We start from the raw sequence: 22,986 nt of genomic DNA, 5'->3' as shown, positions 1-22,986 counted from the left end.
TCAGACGGTCTGCACGGTGTTGCCGCCGCCGGTGCCTTTGTCCGCACCGCCGTTCCTGGCACCGCGCAGGGCGATGGCGTACATCTCGTCGGCGTCCAGGCGGCGCAGCTCCTCGGCGATCAGCTCCGAGGTGGTGCGGACCTTCAGGGCGAGGGTGCGGGAGGGCTGGCTGGGCAGGGACAGGGTGGCCAGCGGGCCCTCCGGACGGTCGATGACGATCTCGCCGTGCTCGGTGCCGAGCCGCACCGCCGTGACCAGCGGCCCCGCGGTGACGACACGGTCCACGGTCACCTTCAGCCGCGCCTCCAGCCAGCGCGCCAGCAGCTCGGCGGCCGGGTTCTCGGCCTCCGCCTCCACGGCCGCCGAGACGACCGTGGCGCGGGCCTGGTCGAGGGCGGCGGCCAGCATCGAGCGCCACGGGGTGAGCCGGGTCCAGGCGAGGTCGGTGTCGCCGGGTGCGTAGGAGCGGACCCGGGTCTCCAGGGTGGCCTGCGGATCGTCCACGGCGTACAGATCGGTGATCCTGCGCTGCGCCAGCGCGCCCAGCGGGTCCTTCGCGGGATGCTCGGGTGCTTCCACCGGCCACCACACGACGACCGGGGCGTCCGGCAGCAGCAGGGGCAGCACCACCGAGTCGGCGTGGTCGGTGACCTCGCCGTACATCCGGAGGATCACCGTCTCGCCGGTGCCGGAGTCGGCGCCCACCCGGATCTCGGCGTCGAGGTGGGAGCGGGTGCGTTCGCGCGAGCGGGCGTGGCGCTTGATCACGACGAGGGTGCGGGAGGGGTGCTCGTGCGAGGCCTCCTCGGCGGCGCGGATGGCGTCGTAGGCGTTCTCCTCGTCGGTGACGATCACCATCGTCAGGACCATGCCCACGGCGGGTGTGCCGAGGGAGCGGCGGCCCTGCACCAGCGCCTTGTTGATGATGCTTGCCGTGGTGTCCGTGAGGTCGATCTTCATGGCCTGCGCCAGCTCCGTCCGTCTTGTGCGAGCATCTCGTCGGCTTCGTCGGGGCCCCAGGTGCCCGCCGGGTAGCGCGCCGGTGTGCCGTGCGCCGCCCAGTGCTTCTCGATCGGGTCGAGGATCCGCCAGGACTCCTCCACCTCCTGGTGGCGGGGGAAGAGGTTGGCGTCGCCGAGCAGCACGTCCAGGATGAGCCGCTCGTACGCCTCCGGGCTGGACTCCGTGAACGACTCGCCGTAGCCGAAGTCCATGGTCACATCCCGGATCTCCATCGAGGTGCCCGGCACCTTGGAGCCGAACCGTACCGTCATGCCCTCGTCGGGCTGGACCCGGATCACGATGGCGTTCTCGCCCAGTTCCTCGGTGGCCGTGGAGTCGAAGGGGGAGTGCGGGGCGCGCTGGAAGACGACGGCGATCTCGGTGACACGGCGGCCGAGCCGCTTGCCGGTGCGCAGATAGAAGGGGACGCCCGCCCAGCGGCGGTTGTCGATCTCCAGCCGGACGGCCGCGTAGGTGTCGGTGTGGGAGCCAGGGTCGATGCCGTCCTCCTCCAGATAGCCCGGTACCTGTTCGCCGCCCTGCCACCCCGCCGCGTACTGCCCGCGGACGGTGTGTGCGCCGAGGTCGTCGGGCAGCCTTACCGACTTCAGGATCTTGAGCTTCTCGGTGAGCAGGGACTCTGCGTCGAACGCGAGGGGCTCCTCCATCGCGGTGAGCGCCATGAGCTGGAGGAGATGGTTCTGGATGACGTCACGGGCGGCGCCGATGCCGTCGTAGTAGCCCGCGCGTCCGCCGATGCCGATGTCCTCGGCCATGGTGATCTGCACATGGTCGACGTACGAGCGGTTCCACACCGGTTCGTACATCTGGTTGGCGAAGCGCAGCGCCAGGATGTTCTGGACGGTTTCCTTGCCGAGGTAGTGGTCGATCCGGAAGACCTGGTCGGGCTCGAAGACGTCGTAGAGCAGCGCGTTCAGCTCGCGGGCGCTCCTCAGATCCCGTCCGAACGGCTTTTCGATGACGGCGCGGCGCCAGGAGCCCCCGGGGGCGTCGGCGAGCCCGTGCTTCTTCAGCTGCCGTACGACCTTGGGGAAGAACTTCGGCGGTACGGAGAGATAGAACGCGTAGTTGCCACTGGTGCCGCGGGCGGCGTCCAGCTCGTCGACGGTGCGGCGCAGCGTCTTGAAGGCGGTGTCGTCGTCGAAGTCGCCGGGGATGAACCGCATCCCCTCGGAGAGCTGGTGCCAGACCTCCTCGCGGAAGGTGGTGCGCGCGTGCTCCTGGACGGCGTCGTGCACGACCTGCGCGAAGTCCTGGTCCTCCCAGTCGCGGCGGGCGAACCCGACGAGCGAGAAGCCCGGCGGCAGCAGACCGCGGTTGGCCAGGTCGTAGACGGCGGGCATCAGCTTCTTGCGGGAGAGGTCACCGGTCACACCGAAGACGACCAGCCCGGACGGCCCGGCGATCCTGGGCAGGCGGCGGTCACGGGTGTCCCGGAGGGGGTTCTCCCACCCGGCGGCCTCGCTCTCCTCGGCGGCCGCTGTCGCGCCCTCGTCCGTGCCTTCGCGCGAGTTCTCCTCCGCACTGCTGCTGTCTGTGTTCGTAGTCATTCCGCGTCAACTCCCTCGCCGTCCAGGGTGTCCTTGAACGCCGGGTCGCGCACCCCGGTCGAGGCCGTCCTCGGCCGGATTTCGAACGTCTGTGCGATGATGGTGTGTTTCCCCCGGTGATCGATCGTCTTATTTCCAGCGGTCGCGTCAACCACGCGTGCCCCCGGGCGATTCCCGGTGCGGGGACGGTCGTACACAAGGACGGCACCGGCGGCACCCACGGGCGGCACTAGGGACACATACGGGCGGCGCCCGGGGCGCACACATGGGCGGCGCCGGGGACCGGTCTCCCGTAGGAGGACCGAGCCGCCCGGCGCCGCCCGCCGCGCTGTGCCCGTGCTCTGTGCTGTGGTGGGGGAGCGCCCGTCAGTGGGCGAAGGCGAACCAGTTCACGTTCACGAAGTCGGCCGACTGGCCACTGGTGAAGGTGAGATACACGTCGTGTGTGCCGGTCACGGAGCTGATGTTCGCCGGGACGGTCTGCCAGGTCTGCCAGCCGCCCGTGCTGGCGACGGCGAAGCTGCCGACGGGCGTGTTGCTGCGGCTGTCGAGACGCACCTCGACCAGACCGCTGACACCGCTCGCCGCACCGCTGGCGACCCTGGCCTTGAACTGGGTGGCCGCCGTGGAGCCGAAGTCGACGCCCTTGTAGAGGGCGTAGTCGCCGTTGGCGAGGTAACCGATGTCCGAGCCGCCGCCGGTGTCGGTGGTGGTCTCGGTGGTCACGCCGGACTGGCTGTCGTAGGACTCGGCCTGGATGGTGCCGTAGGCGTCACGGCCGCCGGACGGCGGGGTCGTGGTGGAACCGCCGCTGCCGGACTGAAGGACCTGGACGTAGTCCACGACCATGGAGTGGCCCGGCTCGGTGCCGCTGTCGAGACCGCCGCCGAACGCGTCGGGGAAGCCGCCGCCCATCGCCACGTTGAGGATGACGAAGAAGCCGTGGTTGGTGGCGTTCGCCCAGGTGGTGGCGTCCACCTGACTGGCGGTCACGGTGTGGTAGTTGACGCCGTCGACATAGAAGCGGATCGCCTCGGGGCTGACGGAGCGGTCCCACTCCATGGCGTAGGTGTGGAAGCCGGACTGGCACGTGGAGTTGGGGCACGCGACCGAGTTGCCGATGCCGGTGGTCTCGTTGCAGGGGCCGCCGGGGTTGGTGCCGCAGTGCATGGTCGCCCAGACCTTGTTGAGGCCCTGGACGTTCTCCATGATGTCCAGTTCGCCGACGCTGGGCCAGTTCTGGTAGTTGCCGCGGTACGGCGCGCCGAGCATCCAGAACGCCGGCCAGTAGCCCTCGGCGGCGGTGCCGGTGACATTCGGCATCTGGATCCGGGACTCGACGCGCAGCTTGCCGCCGGCCGGGGGCTGGAAGTCGGTGCGGGTGGTCTCGATCCGGCCGGACGTCCAGTTGCCGGCCGAGTCGCGGCGAGGGGTGATGAGGAGGTTGCCGCTGCCGTCCAGGGCGACGTTGCTGGTGCTGGAGGTCATGGTCTCGACCTCGCCGGTGCCCCAGTTGGCGGCGCCGCCCGGGTACGAAGTGCCGGTGTCGTACTGCCAGTTGCCGGTGTTGACGCTGGTGCCTGCGGAGCCGTTGAAGTCGTCGAGGAAGACCTGCGTCCAGCCCGAACCGGGCGTGGGCGCGGAGGCGTTCGCGGGCAGGGTGACCGCCGTGGCGGCAGCCGCCGCGAGACCGAGCGTCCCGATGACGGCGACGAGCGCCCGCCGCAGCGGGCGCCGTCTGCGATGTGTGCCGGAGGTTTCACTCATGAGGGCTGCCTCTCGGGTACGGAGTGACAAGCGCGGGTGCCTACGTGTGTCCGACAGCGCTGTGAGAGCGCTCTCGCCTTCGACAGCGCCGGGCGCGCCGCCTCGTGGGCGGCAGGCTTGAGAGCGCTCTCAAAGTGGCCCCAATGTGCTCTCCGGCCCGATGGCCGTCAAGTCTTAAAGCAAAGAATCTCCTTGTGAACAAAGGGAGTTCAGTCGATGAAGGCGGAGACGTCCGGGATGTCTGCCCGTCCGGCGGCGCTCAGAGGGCGCTGCCGGCCTTCCACCGGTCCCACGTCAGGTTCCATCCGTTGAGCCCGTTCGACGCCTCCACGGTCTTCTCACCGGAGTTCTTGACGATCACGACGTCGCCGAGCATGGAGCTCTCGTAGAACTTGTAGCCCGCCATGGAGGAGTTGCCGGCGCCCTTGCTGTCGTGCAGTCCGACGCACCCGTGGCTGACGTTCTGGTGCCCGAACACCGAGCTGGACGCCCAGTAGTTGCCGTGCACGAAGGTCCCCGAGGTGGTCAGCCGCTGGGCGTGCGGCACATCGGAGATGTCGTACTCGTCGCCCATCCCGACCGTGGAGGACTGCATCCGGGTCTGCTTGAACCGCTCGCTGATGACCATGATCCCGGACCAGGTGGTGTGCGACGAGTCGCCCCCGGTGACCGGGTAGGAGGCGGCGACCTTCCCGTTCCGCCGGACGGTCATGGTCTTGCTGCTCAGATCGACCGTGCTGATCTGCGCCCGCCCGATGTGGAAGGTGACGTCCTTGGACTGCACGCCGTAGACCCCGTCGGCCCCCTCGACGTCCTTGAGCCGCAGCCCGAGCGAGATCTTCGTTCCCGGCGCCCAGTACGTCTCGGGCCGGAAGTCCAGCCGGGTGTCGCTGAACCAGTGCCCCACGATCTCGACGGCGGGCTCGGCGGTGACGGTGATCGCCTTCTCCACCGCGGCACGGTCCTTGACGGCGTGCGAGAAGTTGATCGACACGGGCATGCCGACACCGGAGGTGGAGTTCGCCTCGGGGGTGTAGTACCCGACGAAGGTGGCCCCGGGAGCCTTGGTGGTGAAGGAGGTGACGGTCGCCGCGGTGGCGCCCTTCGCCTTGGCGGTCACCGTGTACTTGGTCCCCGAGTACGGATTGCTGCCCGAGGTCCACCTGGTCCTGGCGGAGTTGAACGCCCCGTCGAGCGTGGACCCGTCGTTCCCGGTGACCTGGACCGAGGCGAGCGTCCCGTCGGTCACGTTGACCTCGACGGGAGCGGAGAAGGGCGCCTTCTTGGTCCCGTCGGCGGGGGTGACGGCGATGACCGCCTTCTTGGCCGCGCTCTGGGCCGAGGGGGCCGTGCCGCCGGACTCCCCGGAGGAGCTGCTGTTGCCGTCACCGGAGGAGGAGCAGCCGGTGAGCACGGCGGCCGGTACGGCACCGAGTACGGCCAGGATCCCCCGCCGCGACCACCACTCCGGCCGCTTCCCGTCCCGGTCCCCTATGTGTGCGACGCCCACGACACGCCTTCCTGATCTGCTGTGCTGTCCGCCTGTGCGTGGGCATCGTCCGCTTTCTGTATGGGGCGGGGCTTTGAAAGCGGGGGGTGCTTCCTTAGATTCCTGTGAAGAGCTGCTGTGAGCCCGAGATGACCAGGGAAAGGTGCAGGCGTGAAGCTGACGATTCTGGGCGGCGGAGGATTCCGGGTCCCCCTCGTGTACGGCGCGCTGCTCGGCGACCATGCCGAAGGACGGGTCACCCGGGTCGTGCTGCACGACCTCGACGCGCGCAGGCTGGCAGCGGTGACCCGGGTGCTCGCCGAGCAGGCCGCCGGGGTGCCCGACGCGCCCGAGGTGAGCGCCACGACCGACCTCGACGAGGCCCTGCGCGGCGCCGATTTCGTGTTCTCGGCGATCCGGGTGGGCGGTCTGGAGGGCAGGGCGGAGGACGAGCGCGTCGCCCTCGCCGAGGGCGTCCTCGGCCAGGAGACCGTGGGCGCGGGCGGCATCGCCTACGGCCTGCGCACGGTCCCCGTCGCCGTCGACATCGCCCGCCGGGTGGCCCGCCTCGCCCCCGACGCCTGGGTCATCAACTTCACCAACCCCGCCGGACTTGTCACCGAGGCCATGTCCAGCCACCTCGGCGACCGCGTCGTCGGCATCTGCGACTCGCCGGTCGGCCTCGGCCGCCGTATCGCCAGGGCGCTCGGCGCGGACCCGAAGGAGGCGTGGATCGACTACGTCGGCCTCAACCACCTCGGCTGGGTGCGCGGCCTGCGCGTCGCCGGCCGCGACCAGCTCCCGCGCCTGCTCGCCGACCCCGCGCTGCTCGGCTCCTTCGAGGAGGGCAAGTTGTTCGGGGCGGACTGGCTCCAGTCGCTCGGCGCGATCCCCAACGAGTATCTGCACTACTACTACTTCAACCGCGAGACCGTCCGCGCCTACCAGGAGGCCGAGCGCACCCGCGGCGCCTTCCTGCGCGACCAGCAGTCTCGCTTCTACGCGGAGGCCGAGCGTGACGGCATCTCCGCCCTCGACCTCTGGGAGCGCACTCGCGCCGAGCGTGAGGCCACCTACATGGCCGAGAACCGTGAGACGGCCGGTGCCGGTGAACGCGACGCCGAGGACCTCTCCGGCGGCTACGAGAAGGTCGCCCTCGCCCTGATGCGGGCCGTCGCCCGCGACGAACGCACCACCCTGATCCTCAACGTCCGCAACCGCGGCACCCTCGCCGCCCTCGACTCCGAGGCCGTCATCGAGGTGCCCTGCCTGGTCGACGCCAACGGCGCCCGCCCGGTCGCCGTAGACCCGCTGCCCGGCCATGCCACCGGGCTGGTCTGTTCGGTCAAGGCCGTCGAGCGCCAGGTGCTGGCCGCCGCCGAGTCCGGCTCTCGCGCCGTCGCCGTCAAGGCGTTCGCGCTGCATCCGCTGGTCGACTCGGTGAATGTCGCCCGGCGGCTGATGGAGGGCTATGCGGCCGTCCATCCGGGGCTGGCATATCTGGCGTGAGCCTCGGGTACGGGCCCTGCCGGATGTCGCGCGGGTCGGCCGGTCGCTCCCCGTGACCGCGACCGACCGACCCGATCCCCCGTTCCCCCGTACTCCCCCGTGGTTTCCCCGTGTTCCCCCGTGGTTCCCCCGTCGGGTGGTGCGATGGTGCAGGTACTGCAGATGGTGCTGGTGGTGCAGATACAGATGCAGATGGTGCAGGTGGTGCTTCCCCCGTACTGGTGCCCTGTGTTGCTGTGGTGCTTCCCCCGGTCGTGCTGCGCCGTACTGTCATTGAGAGCGCCGTGGGCGTCCCCTGATACACCCCCGCGCCAAGAAATTTCCGCGGACCGTCTGGAGCGCACCGCACCCTGCACGGACGACCGGCGCAGACGTCCGGCGCAGACGTCCGGAAACGGAAAGTCCCCCCGGCCCAGGATCCGGGGGGACGTCGGCGGGACGGCGGTTGCCGTCAGCCGGTGAATCCGGCGGTGATGGACGTGAACTGCCAGTTGTTCTGGCTGATGCCGGAGCAGTTGCTCACCACGCCGCCACCCGCGCAACCGCGGTCACGGTTGACGGACCAGAAGGCGAGGCGGGCGATGTGGTGCGAGTTCGACCAGTCGCGGATCTGGGTCCAGATCGCGGGGGTGGTGGTCTCCTGCTGGTCCGACAGACCGTTCATGCCCGAGATGCCGATGTGGGCGTACGCGGTGGTGTCGTCCCAGCCGAAGGTCGACTTGAGCTTCGCCTTCAGGCCCTCGGCGGCGTTCACGGTGCTGCCGTACATGTCGGAGCCGCCGCCGAAGTCGAACGGCATGATGGTGAAGACGTCGATGCCGGCGCCGATCGACTTGGCCTGCTCGATGAGCCGGTTGCCGTAGTAGGACGGGCCGGTCGTCGAGGTGCCCATGGTGACGATGGTCTTCAGGCCGGGGTTGTTGGTCTTGACCGTCTTCAGCGCGGTCAGGATCTTGGCCTGGACGGCCTCGTTCTCGAACTCGTCCGAGTTCTCGATGTCCATGTCGATCGCCTTCAGGCTGTAGGCGTCGATCACCTTCTGCATCGCCCCGGCGAGCGCGCTCGCGGAGGAGCAGTTGGCGCCGAGCTTGCTGCCCGACCAGCCGCCGAACGACGGGACGATGTCGCCGCCCGCCGAGCGGATCTGGTTGATGGCGGTCTGGTCGACGCCACCGGTCAGCGCACGGCTGCCGTCCCAGGCCGGGTTGCAGCCGCCCGAGTCGAGCACGAAGGCCATGGTGAACCACTTGACGCCCGTCGCGTTCATCACGGTCGTCGGGTTCGGCGGGTCGCCCCAGCCCTCGTACAGATACGGCGCCGCCTGCTTGAACGACGTGCCACCGCCGCCGCCCGCGCTCGTGGTCACGGACACGGAGTTGGACGCCGCGGAGGTGTTGCCGGCCGCGTCGCGCGCCTTCACCGAGAAGGTGTAGGCCGTGCCGGCCGACAGCCCGCTCACGGTGGCGGACGTACCGGAGACGGACAGCACCTGGTTGGAGCCGCTGTAGATGTCGTACGCAGTGACGCCGACGTTGTCCGTCGAGCCGGTCCACGACAGCGACACGCTGGAGGATGTCTTGCCGGTGGAGGTCAGCCCGCTCGGCGCGGTCGGCGCCTGGGTGTCCGAGCCGCCGCCCCCGCCGCCGGGACCGTCCAGGCTGATGTCGTCGGCGTAGTAGGTGCCCTGGCCGTACCAGCCGTGGAGGTAGATCTTCGCACTGGTCTGCGAGGCGCCCGTGGTGAACGACACCGAGAGCTGGCTGTACGCCGACGTGGACGTCGTCCATGTCGAGGCACCGCCGTCGACGCCGAGGTAGACGTAGCTGCCGCGGACCCAGCCGCTGAGCGTGTACGTCGTGTTCGGCTGGACCGAGACGGTCTGGGTGCACTGGGCGTTGTCGCTGTCCGACGCAGCGCCGGCGAGCGCCTTGGAACCGCCGTGCACCGGGGAGGAGACGACCGAGCCGAGGTTGCCCGAGCAGCTCCAGGGGGACAGACTCCCCGACTCGAAGCCGGGGTTGGTGAGGATGTTGGCCGCCTGTGCGGTGCCCGGCAGGGCGATGGCCCCGCCGAGCGCCAGGGCGGCCGAGCCCGCGAGGGCCAGAACCCGGCGTCTGGAACGCCGGAGCGTGTTGCGCATGCGATCTCCCTGAAGGAGTGGGGGTGTTCGGGAGTGCACAGGTGTGCTGGTGATGCGCAACCCAAGTTGGTATGGACCAATCCAACTGTCAAGTGCTGAGAGCTGGATTGGTCCAGACCGGTATGAAGATATGGTCCAGACCGGTGCCGTGCTGGGGCAAACCGGAACTGGAAGGTGTGGAGGGGGTGTTGAGGCGACCGGGAGCCGGCCGTAGTGGTCCGGGAGCGATGGCCGGGCCGGGGGGCAGCCGTGCCTCGCCTGCTCCCCGCGGACTCCGGCTACGCCAGTGCCACCGGTCCGGTGACGGGCTCCGCCACCGTGGCCGCAGTGGCCTTGGCGGCCGTCGGCGCTGCCACGGCTGCTGCCGGTACCGCCGTGGGCAGGGTCTGGGGCTGCTCCAGACGTTGCTGCGGGATCGACACCGGACGCAGCGGGCGCGGACCGGACACCACCGTGTAGTCCTGGCCGAGGAACGGCGGCTCCAGCATCCCCGTCTCCTCGCCGAGCGCCAGCTGCACGGCCGCCCACGGCGCGTTGATCCCGCACAGCGACAGCTGGTGCAGGCCGCCCGCCGGACGGGTGTTGACGTCCAGCAGCACCGGCTGGTCGCCGTACATCCGGAACTGAATGTTCGACAGATGATGCAGCCCGAAGGCCTCCGCGATCCGCCGGGCCGGTTCCAGCCACTGCTCGTGCAGCGTGAACCCGCGCCTGCGCCCGTGCTTCGTACGGCCCACCGCCATCCGGACCCGGTCGTCCCGCCCGGTGAGGCAGTCGACCGACACCTCCGGCTGCTCAAGACGCGGCATGACCATCCAGTCCACCTGCTCCTCCGCCTGCCGCACCGCGTCGAGCACCAGGTCGAGCGGGACGTAGGGGCTCGGGAACCCCCCGAGCTGGACCATCGAGAAGGGCGTGCGCGTGATCATCCGGAAGCCCACCCCGCCCGCACCGGACGCCGGCTTGAAGCACGCCTTGTCGCCGCGCGCCTCCAGTTCCTCCACGGCGGTGAGCAGTTCGTCCGCCGTGCGCACCCGCCACCACGGCGGCACCGGCACCCCGATGTGCTGGACGGCCTCGTAGGCGACCGTCTTGTCCTCGAAGACGGCCACCGCCTCCGGCGTCGGCGCCAGCAGTGCGGTACCGGCCGCCTCGAACTCGGCGCGGTGCGCCACGATCGCCGACTGGTGCAGCCGCGGCACGAAGACATCGATGCCACGCCGCGCGCACTGGTCCAGCGCGAACTCGACGTACCCGGCGGGGGACAGGCCCTCCGGCTCCAGGTCCGCGGTGTCCGCGGCGGCCAGTACGGGAGAGTCGGGGTCGCCGTGCGTCGCATGGATCTCGACGGCCCGGTCGCTGGGATTTCTCCTCAGCTGATCCATGAAGAACACGTTCTCCGCGTACGTACGATTGAGCCAGACGCGTACGCGAGAGAGCATGCAGGCCGCCTTTCGGGGTTTTCGGGCAGGGCGCAGCAGCCCGTGCCCGGGCAAGACGATGGGGGTACACCAAACCGCCCTGCGCGAAGGGGCGTTCGTGACGGTGGTGTTGGGGCGATCATACGGCTTCCGCGGCGGTGCGGGTGCAACGCGCGTGTTACGGATTTTCCCGGGTATGGGCGAAGGGGCACAAGGGCCCTTCGGGCCTGGGAACGGGTGGGCCGCGGTCTGCTGATTCGGGTCGGTCGCCGAATCGGTTCGCCCGCCGATGGGGCCACGGGTCGCCTGCCGATGGGGCCACGGGCCGATTCTGTCCGGTCCTGCTCGCTGTCGGCCCATTCGACAATGCCGACCGATGCGGTACCGGGTGGCGGCCGGTTCGCTTCGGTCCGGTTCCCCTCTTGTCCGGCGATCGGCGGATGTGATCTCTTGGTGCATCTCGGGGTGGCGGAGGGGGCCAACGGTGGAGTCGACGGCCGGCGGGGGCGGGCAGCTACTGGCCATCAGCGACCTGCACATCGGATATGCCGAGAACCGCGCGCTCGTCGACGGCATGCGCCCCGGCTCCGACGACGACTGGCTGATCGTCGCGGGAGATGTCGCCGAGACCGTCGCCGACATCCGCTGGGCCCTCAAGACGCTCTCCGGCCGCTTCCGCAAGGTCCTGTGGGTGCCCGGCAACCACGAACTGTGGACCCACCCGCGCGACACCGTCGCCCTGCGGGGCGTCGCCCGCTACGAACACCTCGTCGCCCAGTGCCGTGAGCTGGGCGTGTGCACACCCGAGGACCCGTACCCCGTCTGGCACGGACCCGGCGGGCCGGTGGTGGTGGCCCCGCTGTTCCTGCTGTACGACTACTCCTTCCTGCCCTCCGGCTGCACCACCAAGGACGAGGGTCTCGCCTACGCGCACGGCACCGGCATCGTCTGCAACGACGAGTACCTGCTGCACCCCGACCCCTACCCGACCCGCGAGGCATGGTGCCGGGACCGGGTCGCCGAGACCGAGCGCAGGCTCGCCGCGCTCCCCGGCGACCTGCCCACCGTCCTGATCAACCACTATCCGCTGGACCGGCACCCCACCGACGTGCTCTGGCACCCCGAGTTCGCCATGTGGTGCGGCACCGCGCTCACTGCCGACTGGCACCGCCGCTTCCGCGTCGCCACCATGGTCTATGGTCATCTGCACATCCCGCGGACGACCTGGCACGACGGTGTCCGTTTCGAAGAGGTCTCGGTGGGCTACCCGCGCGAATGGCGCAAACGCCCGGACCCTCCGGCCGGACTGCGCCGCATACTCCCGATGGAGGTCGGATCCGTTGATCGAGGAGCTGCTCCCGGACTCGGTCGTGGCCGTGGAGACGTTCGGTGACGACGGCTTCGGCGACGCGCCCCTCCATCCCGGCGAGGAGGCGCTGGTCGCCCGCGCGGTGACCAAGCGGCGGCGCGAGTTCGCCGCCGTGCGCGCATGCGCGCGGCTCGCCATGGAGAAGCTCGGTGTGCCGCCGCGGGCTGTACTGACAGGTGAGGGGGGCGCTCCGCGCTGGCCGGACGGTCTGGTGGGCAGCATGACCCATTGCGACGGCTACTGCGCCGCCGCCCTCGTGCGCGCCGCCGACCTCGCCTCCCTCGGCATCGACGCGGAACCGCACAGCGTGCTGCCGGACGACGTCGTTCCGTACGTCTTCCTGCCGGACGAGGCGGAACGGTTGCGTGCGCTCGCCTTGCGGCGGCCGGAGGTCCACTGGGACCGGATTCTGTTCAGCGCGAAGGAGTCCGTGTACAAGGCGTGGTATCCGCTCACCGGGAAGTGGCTCGATTTCACCGAGGCCGACATTGTCTTCGACGAGGGGTCGGGGTTCCGGGCGGAGTTGCTGGTGCCGGGGCCGGTGCTGGACGGGCGGCGGGTCGGGGTGTTCGAGGGGCGGTGGAAGGTGGAGCGGGAGATCGTCACGACGGCGGTGGTAGTGCCGCACTGTGCGCCCTGACGGGTTTCGCCCCCGCCGCCCCTTCCCGTTCCCGTCCCTGGGGGCTGCGCCCCCAGTCCCCCCTTGTCGGCCCTTCGGGCCTCGTCCTCAAACGCCGGACGGGCTAATTCCAGCCCCTCCGGCGTTTGAGGAGCGGGGGTACGGGGGCGGAGCCCCCGGGTCGGGACGGGAAGGGGCGGCGGGGGCGAAAAACCCTCCGCCCGGCCACGCCTTTAGCGTCAGCGAAACCTGGCCGAAATGCCGCGCAAGCCCGCCTCCCTACCCTGGAGGCCAAGGAAACCCGCCGACGGGAGGCAAGCGCGTGATGGACGGCCACAGCCGGAGACCGGGGGCGCACACCGCGCGACTGCGCCCCGTACCCGACGACGAACTCCGCGTCCGCCACCGCCTCGTCCACGGCTACCGCCGCGCCTTCCGGATGGCCGGTTCCGGCCCCGCCCTCGTCCTCATCCACGGCATCGGGGACTCCTCCGCCACCTGGGCCGACCTCATCCCCGACCTCGCCCGCACCCACACGGTCATCGCCCCCGACCTCCTCGGCCACGGCGCCTCCGACAAGCCCCGCGCCGACTACTCCGTGGCCGCCTTCGCCAACGGTCTGCGCGACCTCCTCACCACCCTCGGCATCGAGTCTGCGACGCTGGTCGGGCACTCCCTGGGCGGGGGAGTGGCCATGCAGTTCGCCTACCAGTTCCCCGAGCGCACCGAGCGGCTCGTGCTCGTCAGCGCGGGCGGGGTGGGACGCGAGGTCAATCCGCTCCTGCGGCTGGCGTCCCTGCCCGGCGCCAACCTCATGCTGTCCAGTCTCCAGTTGCCCGGGATGCGCTTCCAGGTCGGGTCCGCGGTGGGGCTGATGAAGCTCCTCCGTCTGGACCTCGCACGCGACGCCGGTGAACTCCTCACCGTCGTCGATGCGTTGCCGGACGCCCGGTCCCGCGACTCTTTCGTCCGCACCCTGCGTGCCGTCGTCGACTGGCGCGGCCAGGTCGTCACGATGCTCGACCGCTGCTATCTCACCCAGGGCATGCCGACCATGCTCCTGTGGGGCGACCGGGACTGTGTGGTCCCGGTGGAGCACGCGTACGGCGCCCACGAGGCCATGCCGGGCAGCCGGCTGGAGATCTTCGAGGGGGCCGGGCACTTCCCGTTCCACGTCGATCCCGGGCGGTTCGTGGGGCTCATCGAGGAGTTCGTCGACGAGACCGCTCCGGCGCACTGGAGCCGCGAGGGGTGGCGGAAGCTGCTGGTGGCCGGGCGGCGCACGGAAGCGGCCGGGGGACCCGAAGTACAGAGGGAGCTGCTGGAGGTCAGCGAGCGGAGCGCCACCTGAGAGCGAGGGGCCGGCGGGCAGTCGCGGCGGCTCCGGAGCAGGCTCCTCGCTCGCTCCAGCCCTGCGGCTCGGGAGCAGGCTCCCGGCTTCAGCCCTGCGGCCCCGGATACCCCAGTGACGCCTCGATACGGCCCGCCACCCCGTCCCGTGCCACCGGCCCCCTCAGCGACGAACCCGCCAGCCACGTACGGCACTTGCTCGCCAGAAGGAGGCCGAAACTCTCCGCCTCCTTCTCGTTCGCGAGGTCGAAACGGGTGCGGGCGGCCACCCGGTGCACGGTGGCCTGGAGATCGGCGGCGTCGTCCAGCAGACGCCCGGTGACCGTGGCGCCCTCCACATGGTGGCCGTGGTGTCCGGCCGTCATGTGCCACAGTTCATGGCCCAGGATCACCAACTGGTGCTCCGGCGCCGTGCGTTGCTCGATGACCACCAGATCCTGGTCGGCCATGTCGAGCCACAGCCCGCTCGCCGTGCCGGGCGGGAAGGCGGCCGTACGGAACTGGACGGGGCGGCCGCGGCGTCTGCTCATCGCGGTGCACAGCGCGCCGTACAGCTCGTCGGGCCGTGCCGGGGCCGGGAGTGTCAGCTCCGACACCAACTCGCCGCACAGGCGGCGCATTTCCCTACCGATGCCCACGGTTCTCCCGGTTCTCCCCCGTATCACGACTCAGGGCGCTTGACGCTCTCCAGAAGCATGTCCAGCCACTCCGCGACCTTGTCGCGGTGCTGGTCGGTGGGCAACTGCGCGGCCCGCCACGCGATCCCGCGCACCCCGTGGTCCTGGAGCAGCCGCTCCAGCGGATCCAGGGCCGCCTCCACCGCCCGTTCGCGGTCCGCCAGCTTCTGGAGCAGTTCCTGCTCGACATGCTGGAGCGCGCCCGCCAGGGCCTCCGGGTCCTCCGCCGTCAGAAAGCCCGCGTGCACCCGGAAGAAACGCTGAAGCGCGTCGCAGTGCTCCATCGTGGGCCGCCGGTCCCCGTTGATCAGCGCACCCGCCTGCTGCCGGGACATGCCCGCGCCGTCGGCGATCTCCTGCTGGGTGTACTTGCGGCCGTTGGGCTTCAGCCGGGTGCGGCGCAGCAGGCCGAGGCGCTGGAGAAAGCGTGCCTGCACATCCGGTTCGCCCGCCGGGCGCCCGCTCAGCAGGGCCCGTACGACGGGCTCGGGGACACCGCAGGCCACGGACAGCCTCGCCACCTCGAAGACCGTGGAGTGCGGCATCACGAGGCGGTCCGCGAGTGCGGTGACGCGGGTGACGACGGCCGACAGCTGAGCGGTCGCCGTGGCGCCCGGAACCTCGAAGCCATCCGTCACCGACAGATCTCCTACGTCTCTCACAGGCTTCTCACAAACGGTCGCTGTGAACTTCCCGGAGAGTAGCGGTTGGTTCGAACTCACATCCAGGTCTCGCCACAACTGTGGCCATTTCCAGCCGTCAACGAACGTGAAATGCCACGATAGTTGACATGACAACGCTCCGGGCCGCAGGATCAAGGCGCCGCGTGAAGGCCGCATAGGCAAGAGGGGTGACCTCCCGATGGCATACCAGGCAGGAGGGCAGCGGTCCGCACCGCGGCCCGTCCCCCAGGGCCATGGTGCCCAGGCGTATCTCCAGGACTACGCCACGCTGCTGGAGGCTGTCCCCCACCCGTCCGTCGTCATGGACCACCGCTGGGACGTCGTCCTCACCAACAGTGCGTTCGAGTCGCTGTTCCGCGGGGTCGGGCCCCATCCGACGGCCATGCCGGGCGACAACTTCCTCAGGTTCGTCCTCTTCCACCCCGACGCGGCCGACGTCCTCGGCGACCACGAGTCGAGCTGGTGCCTGCCCATGCTCGCCGAGTTCAGGACGGCGCTGGAGCACTCCGGGCACGATCACGCGCTCCAGGCGATCCGCCGGGAGATCGGCCTGGACCCCATCATGGACGCCGCCTACCGGCAGGGGCTGCCCCACTGGATCCGCGCCGTCGGCGAGGCCGCCGTCCAGCACGACGGTGCCGTACGGTCGCTGCTGCACCCGGATCCGCGCCGCGGCGCCATGGAGTGCCGGCTCGTCATCGAGACCCCCAAGACCCTTCAGGACATGGGGTACACGCGTCTGACCCTGGTGCTGCGCGACAAGCGGCGCGCCCAGACCGTGCGACGCCGTCCGGCGCGGCGGCGCGGTGCGCATCACCTCAGTGTGGTTCCCGACCCGGGCAGCGACAGCCGGCCCGTCCGGGAGGCATAGGCGTGGGTGGGGGCAGATCCGGTCCATGGGCCTACTGGGGCCCATGGGACGTGTGGGGGACCTGGGGCAAGTGGAACAGGTGCAGACGCCATGAGGGGCGCCGGGCCGTCCGTCCCTCACCCTGCCCCCGGCCGCCGCGGCTCCACCGGGTCGCCCGGTGCCGTCACACCCCCCGCCACCGGCGCTCGCCCGCCCGGCCCGCCTGAACACGACGCCGCTTCGGCAGGGAGCGGTCGCGGGGCGGACGCCCCGTCCCTTCTGCCACCCTCCGGCCCGGCTCCGTCGGCGTTCAGGTCGCCGGCGGCGCCGGGCACAACTCCGTTCACCGTGGTCGAATGTCCTCGGACCATTACGCAAGCCGTTTGCATTTCTTGCGCTACGCTTGCGTACATGACGCGACGACTTGCGGAAGTGGCGAAGAAGGTCGGGGTCAGCGAGGCCACGGTCAGCCGGGTTCTCAACGGTAAGCCCGGTGTCTCCGAAGCCACCCGGCAGGCGGTGCTGTCCGCCCTCGACGTACTCGGCTACGAACGGCCCACGCAGCTGCGCGGCGAACGCGCCCGGCTCGTGGGACTCGTGCTGCCCGAGCTCCAGAACCCGATCTTCCCGGCCTTCGCCGAGGTCATCGGCGGCGCCCTCGCCCAGCTCGGGCTGACCCCGGTGCTGTGCACCCAGACCAAGGGCGGGGTCTCCGAGGCGGACTATGTCTCGCTGCTGCTCCAGCAGCAGGTCTCCGGTGTGGTCTTCGCCGGCGGGCTCTACGCCCAGGCCGACGCGCCCCACGACCACTACCGGCTGCTCGCCGACCGCAAGATCCCGGTCGTGCTGGTCAACGCCGCCTTCGCACGGCTGGGCTTCCCCGCCGTGTCCTGCGACGACGCGGTGGCCGTCCAGCAGGCCTGGCGCCATCTGGCCTCGCTCGGGCACGAGCGGATCGGCCTGGTCCTCGGCCCCGGCGACCATGTGCCCTCCGCCCGCAAACTTGCGGCGGCGCGGGCGATCGCCGGAGAGTTGCCCGAGGAGTACGTGGCGCGGGCCATGTTCTCCATCGAGGGCGGGCACGCGGCCGCCGCCCGGCTGATCGACCGCGGTGTCACCGGTATCATCTGCGCCAGCGACCCGCTCGCCCTCGGCGCCATAAGGGCCGCCCGCCGCAGGGGTTGTGACGTGCCGTCAGAGGTGTCCGTGGTGGGATACGACGACTCCGCGTTCATGAACTGCACCGAGCCCCCGCTGACCACCGTCCGGCAGCCCATCGAGGCCATGGGCCGGGCCGCCGTGGAGCTGCTGAACGCGCAGATCGGCGGCGCCGCCGTCCCCGCCGAGGAGTTGCTGTTCGAGCCGGAACTCGTCGTACGGGGCTCGACCGCGCAGGCACCCCGGGGGTGACAGACGGACGCCCCGCGGGCGAGAGGCGGGTGCCGTGCGGCTCTGCGTAAACCGCACCCGGATCGCGGTCGTGAAGATCCAATCTATTGTCCAATAATTACAGATTCTGCGCGAGATCTTGCGCTCGAATGTCGGCGGTGCTTGAGTGGCGGCGCCGACACGGTGGTGTGCGCGCGCCGACCGCCGCTGTGGGCCTTCCCTGTTCCGGTCCGAAGGGGTCCACCGATGAGAAGCACCGGGCTCGCCCGCACCTTTGCCGCGATCGGCGTCTGTTCCCTCGCGCTCAGCGCCACCGCGTGCGGTTCCAGCGACGACGACACCGCGAGCGGCAAGACCCGTATCACCGTCAACTGCGAACCGCCCACCAGCGCCAAGGTGGACCGCGGCTTCTTCCAGGCCGACGTCGCCTCCTTCGAGAAGGCGCACTCCGACATCGACGTCGTCGCCCACGACGCCTTCCCCTGCCAGGACCCGAAGACCTTCGACGCCAAACTCGCCGGCGGCCAGATGGAGGACGTGTTCTACACGTACTTCACCGACGCCAAGCACGTCGTCGACATCAACCAGGCGGCCGACCTCACGCCGTACCTCAAGGAACTCAAGAGCTACACCACCATCCAGCAGCAGCTCCGCGACATCTACACCGTCGGCGGCAAGGTCTACGGCATTCCGCGCACCGGCTACTCCATGGGCCTGATCTACAACCGCGCGCTCTTCAAGAAGGCCGGACTCGACCCCGACAAGCCGCCGGCCACCTGGCCCGAGGTCCGCGCTGCCGCCAAGAAGATCGCCGCGCTCGGCAACGGCACCGTCGGATACGCCGACTACAGCGCCCAGAACCAGGGCGGCTGGCACTTCACCGCCGAGATGTACAGCCAGGGCGGCGACATGGTCAGCGCCGACGGCAAGAAGGCCACCATCGACACCCCCGAGGGCCGCGCCGTCCTGCAGAACCTGCACGACATGCGCTGGACCGACGACTCGATGGGCAGCAAGCAGCTCCTCATCATCAACGACGTCCAGCAGATGATGGGTTCGGGCAAGCTCGGCATGTATCTCTCCGCGCCCGACAACATCCCGATCCTGGTCAAGGAGAAGGGCGGGAACTACAAGGACCTGGCCCTGGCACCGATGCCCGGCGGCAAGGGCACCCTGATCGGCGGCGACGGCTACATGTTCAACAAGCACGACACGCCCGCCCAGATCCGCGCCGGACTCAAGTGGCTCGACCACATGTTCCTCACCCCCGGCGAGGGCTTCCTCGGTGACTACGTCCGCGCCAAGAAGGCGAACGCGCCCGTCGGGCTGCCCGAGCCGCGGCTGTTCACCGGTGCCGCCGACACCAAGGACCAGCAGGTCAAGAAGGCCAACGCCAATGTCCCGGTGGAGAACTACCAGGCCTTCCTGGACGGCAATCAGCAGCTCCAGATGAAGATCGAGCCGCCGGACGCCCAGCAGATCTACTCCGTCCTCGACGGCGCCGTCTCCGCCGTCCTCACCAAGAAGGACGCCGACATCGACCAGCTCCTCAAGGACGCGTCCGGGAAGATCGACGGCATCCTGAGCCGGGGCTGACCACCATGACCAAGACCATCGCCGCGCGCCGCCCCGCAGAGGCGATCGCGTCGCGACCGGTGCAGGCGCCGTCCCCGGCAGGGGACCGGAGGCGGCGCCGCCTCGCCGACCAGGCCCGGGCCTACGCCTTCCTGCTCGGCGGCGTGCTCTGCTTCGCGCTGTTCTCCTGGTACCCGGCGATCCGCGCCGTCGTCATCGCCTTCCAGAAGTACACGCCCGGCTCGTCCCCCGAATGGGTCGGCACCGCCAACTTCACCCGCGTCTGGCACGACCCGGAGTTCGCCGCGGCCTGGCGCAACACCTTCACCTTCACGGTGCTGGCCCTCCTCATCGGGTTCGCGATCCCCTTCGTGCTGGCCCTGGTCCTCAACGAACTCCGGCACGCGAAGGCGTTCTTCCGGGTCGTCGTCTATCTGCCGGTGATGATCCCGCCGGTGGTCAGCGCCCTGCTGTGGAAGTGGTTCTACGACCCCGGGGCGGGCCTCGCCAACGAGGCGCTGCGCTTTCTGCACCTGCCCACCTCGAACTGGTCCAACGGCACCGACACCGCCCTCGTCTCCCTGGTGATCGTGGCCACCTGGGCCAATCTCGGCGGCACCGTGCTGATCTACCTCGCCGCCCTCCAGTCCATCCCCGGCGAGCTGTACGAGGCCGCGGAGCTCGACGGCGCCAATCTGCTGCAACGCATCCGCCACGTGACGATCCCTCAGACCCGCTTCGTCGTTCTCATGCTGATGCTCCTTCAGATCATCGCGACGATGCAGGTCTTCACCGAGCCGTTCGTCATCACCGGCGGCGGCCCCGAGAACGCCACGGTCACCGTCCTCTACCTGATCTACAAGTACGCCTTCCTCTACAACGACTTCGGCGGCGCCTGCGCCCTGAGCGTGATGCTCCTCGTGCTGCTCGGCGTGTTCTCCGCGGTCTATCTGCGCCTGACCAGCTCCGGAGAGGACGACGCATGAGCGCGACCCGCACCCTGGTCTCCCCGTCGGCCCTCGCCCGCCCACGCGGCAAGGCGATCTACTGGACCGTCTTCACCACGGTCGTCGTGCTGTTCGCGCTCGCCTTCCTCTTCCCGGTGTACTGGATGGTGACCGGCGCGATGAAGTCCCCGGACGAGGTGGCGAAGACCCCGCCCACCCTCGTCCCCGAGCACTGGCACCTCAGCGGCTACACCGACGCCTGGGACCTGATGGAACTGCCGCACCACCTGTGGAACACCGTGGTGCAGGCCGCCGGCGCCTGGGCGTTCCAGCTGGTGTTCTGCACGGCCGCCGCCTACGCCCTGTCCCGGCTGAAGCCCGCGTTCGGCAAGGTGATCCTCGGCGGCATCCTGGCCACCCTGATGGTCCCGGCCCAGGCCCTCGTCGTACCCAAGTACCTGACCGTCGCCGATCTGCCGCTGCTGCACACCAGTCTGCTGGGCGACCCCCTCGCCATCTGGCTCCCCGCCGTCGCCAACGCCTTCAACCTGTATCTGCTCAAGCGGTTCTTCGACCAGTTGCCGCGCGATGTCCTGGAAGCCGCAGAGATCGACGGCGCCGGGAGGCTGCGCACGCTGTGGTCGATCGTGCTGCCGATGTCGCGGCCGGTGCTGGGCGTTGTGTCGATCTTCGCGCTGGTCGCCGTGTGGCAGGACTTCCTGTGGCCGCTGATGGTCTTCTCCGACACCGCGAAACAGCCGATCAGCGTGGCCCTGGTGCAGCTCTCCCAGAACATCCAGCTCACCGTGCTCATCGCCGCGATGGTGATCGCCAGCATTCCCATGGTCGCCCTGTTCCTGGTCTTCCAGCGGCACATCATCGCGGGGATCGGGGCGGGGGCGACCAAGGGGTAGGGCCCGTCCGGCCTGATCCGCCGCACTCGCCCCGGAGTTCCTGCCGACTGACGAAACGCCGGTCCGACCAACAAGAAAGGCACCCACCGTGGGACAGCCCACCCATGTCCGGCACGAGTGGTGGCGGTCCGCCGTCATCTACCAGGTGTACGTCCGCAGCTTCGCCGACGGCGACGGGGACGGCACCGGCGACCTCGCGGGAGTCCGGGCCCGGCTGCCGTATCTCGCCGAACTCGGTGTCGACGCCCTGTGGTTCAACCCGTGGTACCTTTCGCCGATGAAAGACGGTGGCTACGACGTCGCCGACTACCGTGCCATCGATCCCGCGTTCGGCACGCTCGCCGAGGCCGAGAAACTCATCGCCGAGGCACGGGAACTGGGCATCCGCGCGATCGTCGACATCGTGCCCAACCACGTCTCCGACCAGCACCCCTGGTTCCGCGCGGCTCTGGCGGGCGGCGCCGAACGCGCCCTGTTCCACTTCCGCCCCGGCCGCGGCGCGCACGGCGAACTCCCGCCCAACGACTGGACGTCCGAGTTCGGCGGCCCCGCCTGGACGCGCACCGCGGAGGGCGACTGGTACCTCCATCTGTTCGCCCCCGAGCAGCCCGACCTCAACTGGGCGCACCCCGCGGTCCGTCAGGAGCACGAGGACATCCTGCGCTTCTGGTTCGAGCGCGGTGTCGCCGGTGTCCGCATCGACTCCGCGGCCCTCCTGGCCAAGGACCCAGAGCTGCCCGACTTCACCGAGGGCCGCGACCCGCACCCCTATGTCGACCGCGACGAGCTGCACGACGTCTACCGCGCCTGGCGCCGTATCGCCGACGAGTACGGCGCCGTCTTCGTGGGCGAGGTGTGGCTGCCGGACACCGAGCGCTTCACCCGCTATCTGCGCCCCGACGAACTGCACACCGCCTTCAACTTCGCGTTCCTGTCCTGCCCCTGGGACGCCCGGCGGCTGCGCGCGTCGATCGACGAGACGCTCGCCGAGCACACCCCGGTGAACGCCCCCGCCACCTGGGTGCTGTGCAACCACGACGTCACCCGCACCGTCACCCGCTACGGCCGCGAGGACACCGGCTTCGACTTCGCCACCAAGGTCTTCGGCACCCCCACCGACCTGGCCCTCGGCACCCGGCGGGCCCGCGCCGCCGCCCTGCTGTCGCTGGCGCTGCCCGGCGCGGTCTATGTCTACCAGGGCGAGGAACTGGGCCTGCCCGAGGCGGAGATCCCGCGCGACCGCATCGAGGACCCGATGCACTTCCGCTCCGGCGGCACCGACCCCGGCCGCGACGGCTGCCGGGTCCCGCTGCCCTGGGCGGCGCGGGAGCCGTACGCCGGTTTCGGCTCGCGCGCGGAGCCGTGGCTGCCGCAGCCGGAGGACTGGGCGTCGTACGCCATGGACCTCCAGCGCGAGGACGCGGGCTCCATGCTCGCCCTCTACAGCACGGCGATCCGCCTGCGGGCCGGTTTCGGCGACGGCCCGCTGACCTGGCTGCCCGCCCCCGACGGCGTCCTCGCCTTCACCCGGGCGCCCGGCACGATCTGCGTGGTGAACCTGGCCGACACGGCGGCCGAGCTTCCCGCGCACTCCGAACTCCTGCTCGGCAGCGGTCCCCTGGACGACCGGGGACGGCTGCCGCAGGACACGGCGGTGTGGCTGCGTACCTGAGTCCTAGGGCCCTGGCCGCCTGCCATCCCAGCACCCTCCCCC

At 70.1% G+C, this 22,986-nt stretch carries 18 protein-coding genes; 10 read left to right on the top strand and 8 right to left on the bottom strand.

Going from position 1 to position 22,986, the window contains the following annotated elements:
• The 4 genes from opcA to ACSYGN_RS06545 form a co-directional block, all read right to left on the bottom strand.
• Nucleotides 1–960: a glucose-6-phosphate dehydrogenase assembly protein OpcA gene (gene opcA / locus ACSYGN_RS06560; protein ID WP_460392789.1), complete on the bottom strand. Its 960-nt coding sequence runs from the start codon at nucleotides 958–960 to the stop codon at nucleotides 1–3.
• A complete protein-coding gene (zwf, locus tag ACSYGN_RS06555; protein WP_460392787.1) occupies nucleotides 957–2,573 on the bottom strand; it encodes a glucose-6-phosphate dehydrogenase in 1,617 nt (538 codons plus the stop codon). Before zwf ends, opcA begins: the two co-directional genes overlap by 4 nt.
• A 366-nt stretch (nucleotides 2,574–2,939) precedes the next feature.
• Nucleotides 2,940–4,340, bottom strand: a complete 1,401-nt coding sequence (locus ACSYGN_RS06550; protein ID WP_460392785.1) for a glycoside hydrolase family 16 protein — start codon at nucleotides 4,338–4,340, stop codon at nucleotides 2,940–2,942.
• Nucleotides 4,341–4,599: 259 nt separating this feature from the next.
• Nucleotides 4,600–5,850, bottom strand: a complete 1,251-nt coding sequence (locus ACSYGN_RS06545) for a L,D-transpeptidase (RefSeq protein WP_460392781.1) — start codon at nucleotides 5,848–5,850, stop codon at nucleotides 4,600–4,602.
• Between the two features lie 150 nt (nucleotides 5,851–6,000).
• Here ACSYGN_RS06545 and ACSYGN_RS06540 point away from each other — a divergent pair, with 150 nt between their 5' ends.
• Nucleotides 6,001–7,338, top strand: coding sequence for a 6-phospho-beta-glucosidase (locus tag ACSYGN_RS06540; RefSeq protein WP_460392779.1), 1,338 nt, complete (start codon nucleotides 6,001–6,003; stop codon nucleotides 7,336–7,338).
• A 451-nt stretch (nucleotides 7,339–7,789) separates the two neighbouring features.
• Here the strand turns inward: ACSYGN_RS06540 and ACSYGN_RS06535 are convergent, their stop codons facing one another.
• Together ACSYGN_RS06535 and ACSYGN_RS06530 are read right to left on the bottom strand one after the other, a co-directional pair.
• The gene (locus ACSYGN_RS06535; RefSeq protein ID WP_460392777.1) at nucleotides 7,790–9,478 is read right to left on the bottom strand and encodes a carbohydrate binding domain-containing protein; all 1,689 of its coding nucleotides are present in this window, start codon (nucleotides 9,476–9,478) and stop codon (nucleotides 7,790–7,792) included.
• A 278-nt stretch (nucleotides 9,479–9,756) separates the two neighbouring features.
• Nucleotides 9,757–10,920, bottom strand: coding sequence for an ATP-grasp domain-containing protein (locus ACSYGN_RS06530; protein ID WP_460392775.1), 1,164 nt, complete (start codon nucleotides 10,918–10,920; stop codon nucleotides 9,757–9,759).
• Nucleotides 10,921–11,383: 463 nt separating this feature from the next.
• Here ACSYGN_RS06530 and ACSYGN_RS06525 point away from each other — a divergent pair, with 463 nt between their 5' ends.
• The 3 genes from ACSYGN_RS06525 (at nucleotide 11,384) to ACSYGN_RS06515 (ending at nucleotide 14,238) form a co-directional block, all read left to right on the top strand.
• Nucleotides 11,384–12,292 (top strand): metallophosphoesterase family protein, encoded by a 909-nt coding sequence (locus ACSYGN_RS06525; RefSeq protein ID WP_460392773.1) that lies wholly within the window; start codon nucleotides 11,384–11,386, stop codon nucleotides 12,290–12,292.
• Nucleotides 12,240–12,908, top strand: coding sequence for a 4'-phosphopantetheinyl transferase family protein (locus ACSYGN_RS06520; protein ID WP_460392771.1), 669 nt, complete (start codon nucleotides 12,240–12,242; stop codon nucleotides 12,906–12,908). The genes ACSYGN_RS06525 and ACSYGN_RS06520 overlap by 53 nt, the downstream gene beginning before the upstream one ends.
• Nucleotides 12,909–13,212: 304 nt before the next feature.
• Nucleotides 13,213–14,238: an alpha/beta fold hydrolase gene (locus ACSYGN_RS06515; RefSeq protein WP_460392769.1), complete on the top strand. Its 1,026-nt coding sequence runs from the start codon at nucleotides 13,213–13,215 to the stop codon at nucleotides 14,236–14,238.
• A gap of 88 nt (nucleotides 14,239–14,326) precedes the next feature.
• On the opposite strand, the gene ACSYGN_RS06510 is transcribed toward ACSYGN_RS06515, so the two are convergent.
• Complete coding sequence (locus ACSYGN_RS06510) at nucleotides 14,327–14,857, bottom strand: toxin-antitoxin system, toxin component (protein ID WP_460403260.1); 531 nt, start codon at nucleotides 14,855–14,857, stop codon at nucleotides 14,327–14,329.
• 41 nt (nucleotides 14,858–14,898) lie between these two features.
• The gene (locus ACSYGN_RS06505) at nucleotides 14,899–15,552 is read right to left on the bottom strand and encodes a helix-turn-helix domain-containing protein (RefSeq protein ID WP_460392767.1); all 654 of its coding nucleotides are present in this window, start codon (nucleotides 15,550–15,552) and stop codon (nucleotides 14,899–14,901) included.
• Nucleotides 15,553–15,775: 223 nt separating this feature from the next.
• Between ACSYGN_RS06505 and ACSYGN_RS06500 the strand changes: the two genes are divergently transcribed.
• The 6 genes from ACSYGN_RS06500 to ACSYGN_RS06475 all read left to right on the top strand — a co-directional run bounded on the left by ACSYGN_RS06500 (nucleotide 15,776) and on the right by ACSYGN_RS06475 (nucleotide 22,944).
• Nucleotides 15,776–16,468 (top strand): MmyB family transcriptional regulator, encoded by a 693-nt coding sequence (locus ACSYGN_RS06500; RefSeq protein ID WP_460392765.1) that lies wholly within the window; start codon nucleotides 15,776–15,778, stop codon nucleotides 16,466–16,468.
• A gap of 390 nt (nucleotides 16,469–16,858) precedes the next feature.
• Nucleotides 16,859–17,857 carry a LacI family DNA-binding transcriptional regulator gene (locus ACSYGN_RS06495; RefSeq protein WP_460392763.1) on the top strand — a complete coding sequence of 333 codons (999 nt, stop codon included), beginning with the start codon at nucleotides 16,859–16,861 and terminating at the stop codon, nucleotides 17,855–17,857.
• Nucleotides 17,858–18,082: 225 nt separating this feature from the next.
• Nucleotides 18,083–19,432 (top strand): ABC transporter substrate-binding protein, encoded by a 1,350-nt coding sequence (locus tag ACSYGN_RS06490; protein WP_460392760.1) that lies wholly within the window; start codon nucleotides 18,083–18,085, stop codon nucleotides 19,430–19,432.
• A gap of 5 nt (nucleotides 19,433–19,437) precedes the next feature.
• Nucleotides 19,438–20,397: a carbohydrate ABC transporter permease gene (locus tag ACSYGN_RS06485; RefSeq protein WP_460392758.1), complete on the top strand. Its 960-nt coding sequence runs from the start codon at nucleotides 19,438–19,440 to the stop codon at nucleotides 20,395–20,397.
• Nucleotides 20,394–21,272, top strand: a complete 879-nt coding sequence (locus tag ACSYGN_RS06480) for a carbohydrate ABC transporter permease (protein ID WP_460392756.1) — start codon at nucleotides 20,394–20,396, stop codon at nucleotides 21,270–21,272. Before ACSYGN_RS06485 ends, ACSYGN_RS06480 begins: the two co-directional genes overlap by 4 nt.
• Nucleotides 21,273–21,360: 88 nt before the next feature.
• The gene (locus ACSYGN_RS06475) at nucleotides 21,361–22,944 is read left to right on the top strand and encodes a glycoside hydrolase family 13 protein (RefSeq protein WP_460392754.1); all 1,584 of its coding nucleotides are present in this window, start codon (nucleotides 21,361–21,363) and stop codon (nucleotides 22,942–22,944) included.
• Nucleotides 22,945–22,986 lie beyond the last annotated feature (42 nt).

The sequence above is a fragment of the Streptomyces sp. YIM S03343 genome (assembly GCF_054729195.1).
Note: the sequence above shows the minus strand (reverse complement) of the source record. Positions and strands in the feature narration are given on the sequence as shown.

Bases quoted from the DNA above. Each gene is read 5' to 3' on its own strand.
- opcA (WP_460392789.1), bottom strand. From the start codon at position 960: ATGAAGATCGACCTCACGGACACCACGGCAAGCATCATCAACAAGGCG.
- zwf (WP_460392787.1), bottom strand. From the start codon at position 2,573: ATGACTACGAACACAGACAGCAGCAGTGCGGAGGAGAACTCGCGCGAA.
- ACSYGN_RS06550 (WP_460392785.1), bottom strand. From the start codon at position 4,340: ATGAGTGAAACCTCCGGCACACATCGCAGACGGCGCCCGCTGCGGCGG.
- ACSYGN_RS06535 (WP_460392777.1), bottom strand. From the start codon at position 9,478: ATGCGCAACACGCTCCGGCGTTCCAGACGCCGGGTTCTGGCCCTCGCG.
- ACSYGN_RS06530 (WP_460392775.1), bottom strand. From the start codon at position 10,920: ATGCTCTCTCGCGTACGCGTCTGGCTCAATCGTACGTACGCGGAGAAC.
- ACSYGN_RS06515 (WP_460392769.1), top strand. From the start codon at position 13,213: ATGGACGGCCACAGCCGGAGACCGGGGGCGCACACCGCGCGACTGCGC.
- ACSYGN_RS06510 (WP_460403260.1), bottom strand. From the start codon at position 14,857: ATGCGCCGCCTGTGCGGCGAGTTGGTGTCGGAGCTGACACTCCCGGCC.
- ACSYGN_RS06500 (WP_460392765.1), top strand. From the start codon at position 15,776: ATGGCATACCAGGCAGGAGGGCAGCGGTCCGCACCGCGGCCCGTCCCC.
- ACSYGN_RS06495 (WP_460392763.1), top strand. From the start codon at position 16,859: ATGACGCGACGACTTGCGGAAGTGGCGAAGAAGGTCGGGGTCAGCGAG.
- ACSYGN_RS06490 (WP_460392760.1), top strand. From the start codon at position 18,083: ATGAGAAGCACCGGGCTCGCCCGCACCTTTGCCGCGATCGGCGTCTGT.
- ACSYGN_RS06485 (WP_460392758.1), top strand. From the start codon at position 19,438: ATGACCAAGACCATCGCCGCGCGCCGCCCCGCAGAGGCGATCGCGTCG.
- ACSYGN_RS06480 (WP_460392756.1), top strand. From the start codon at position 20,394: ATGAGCGCGACCCGCACCCTGGTCTCCCCGTCGGCCCTCGCCCGCCCA.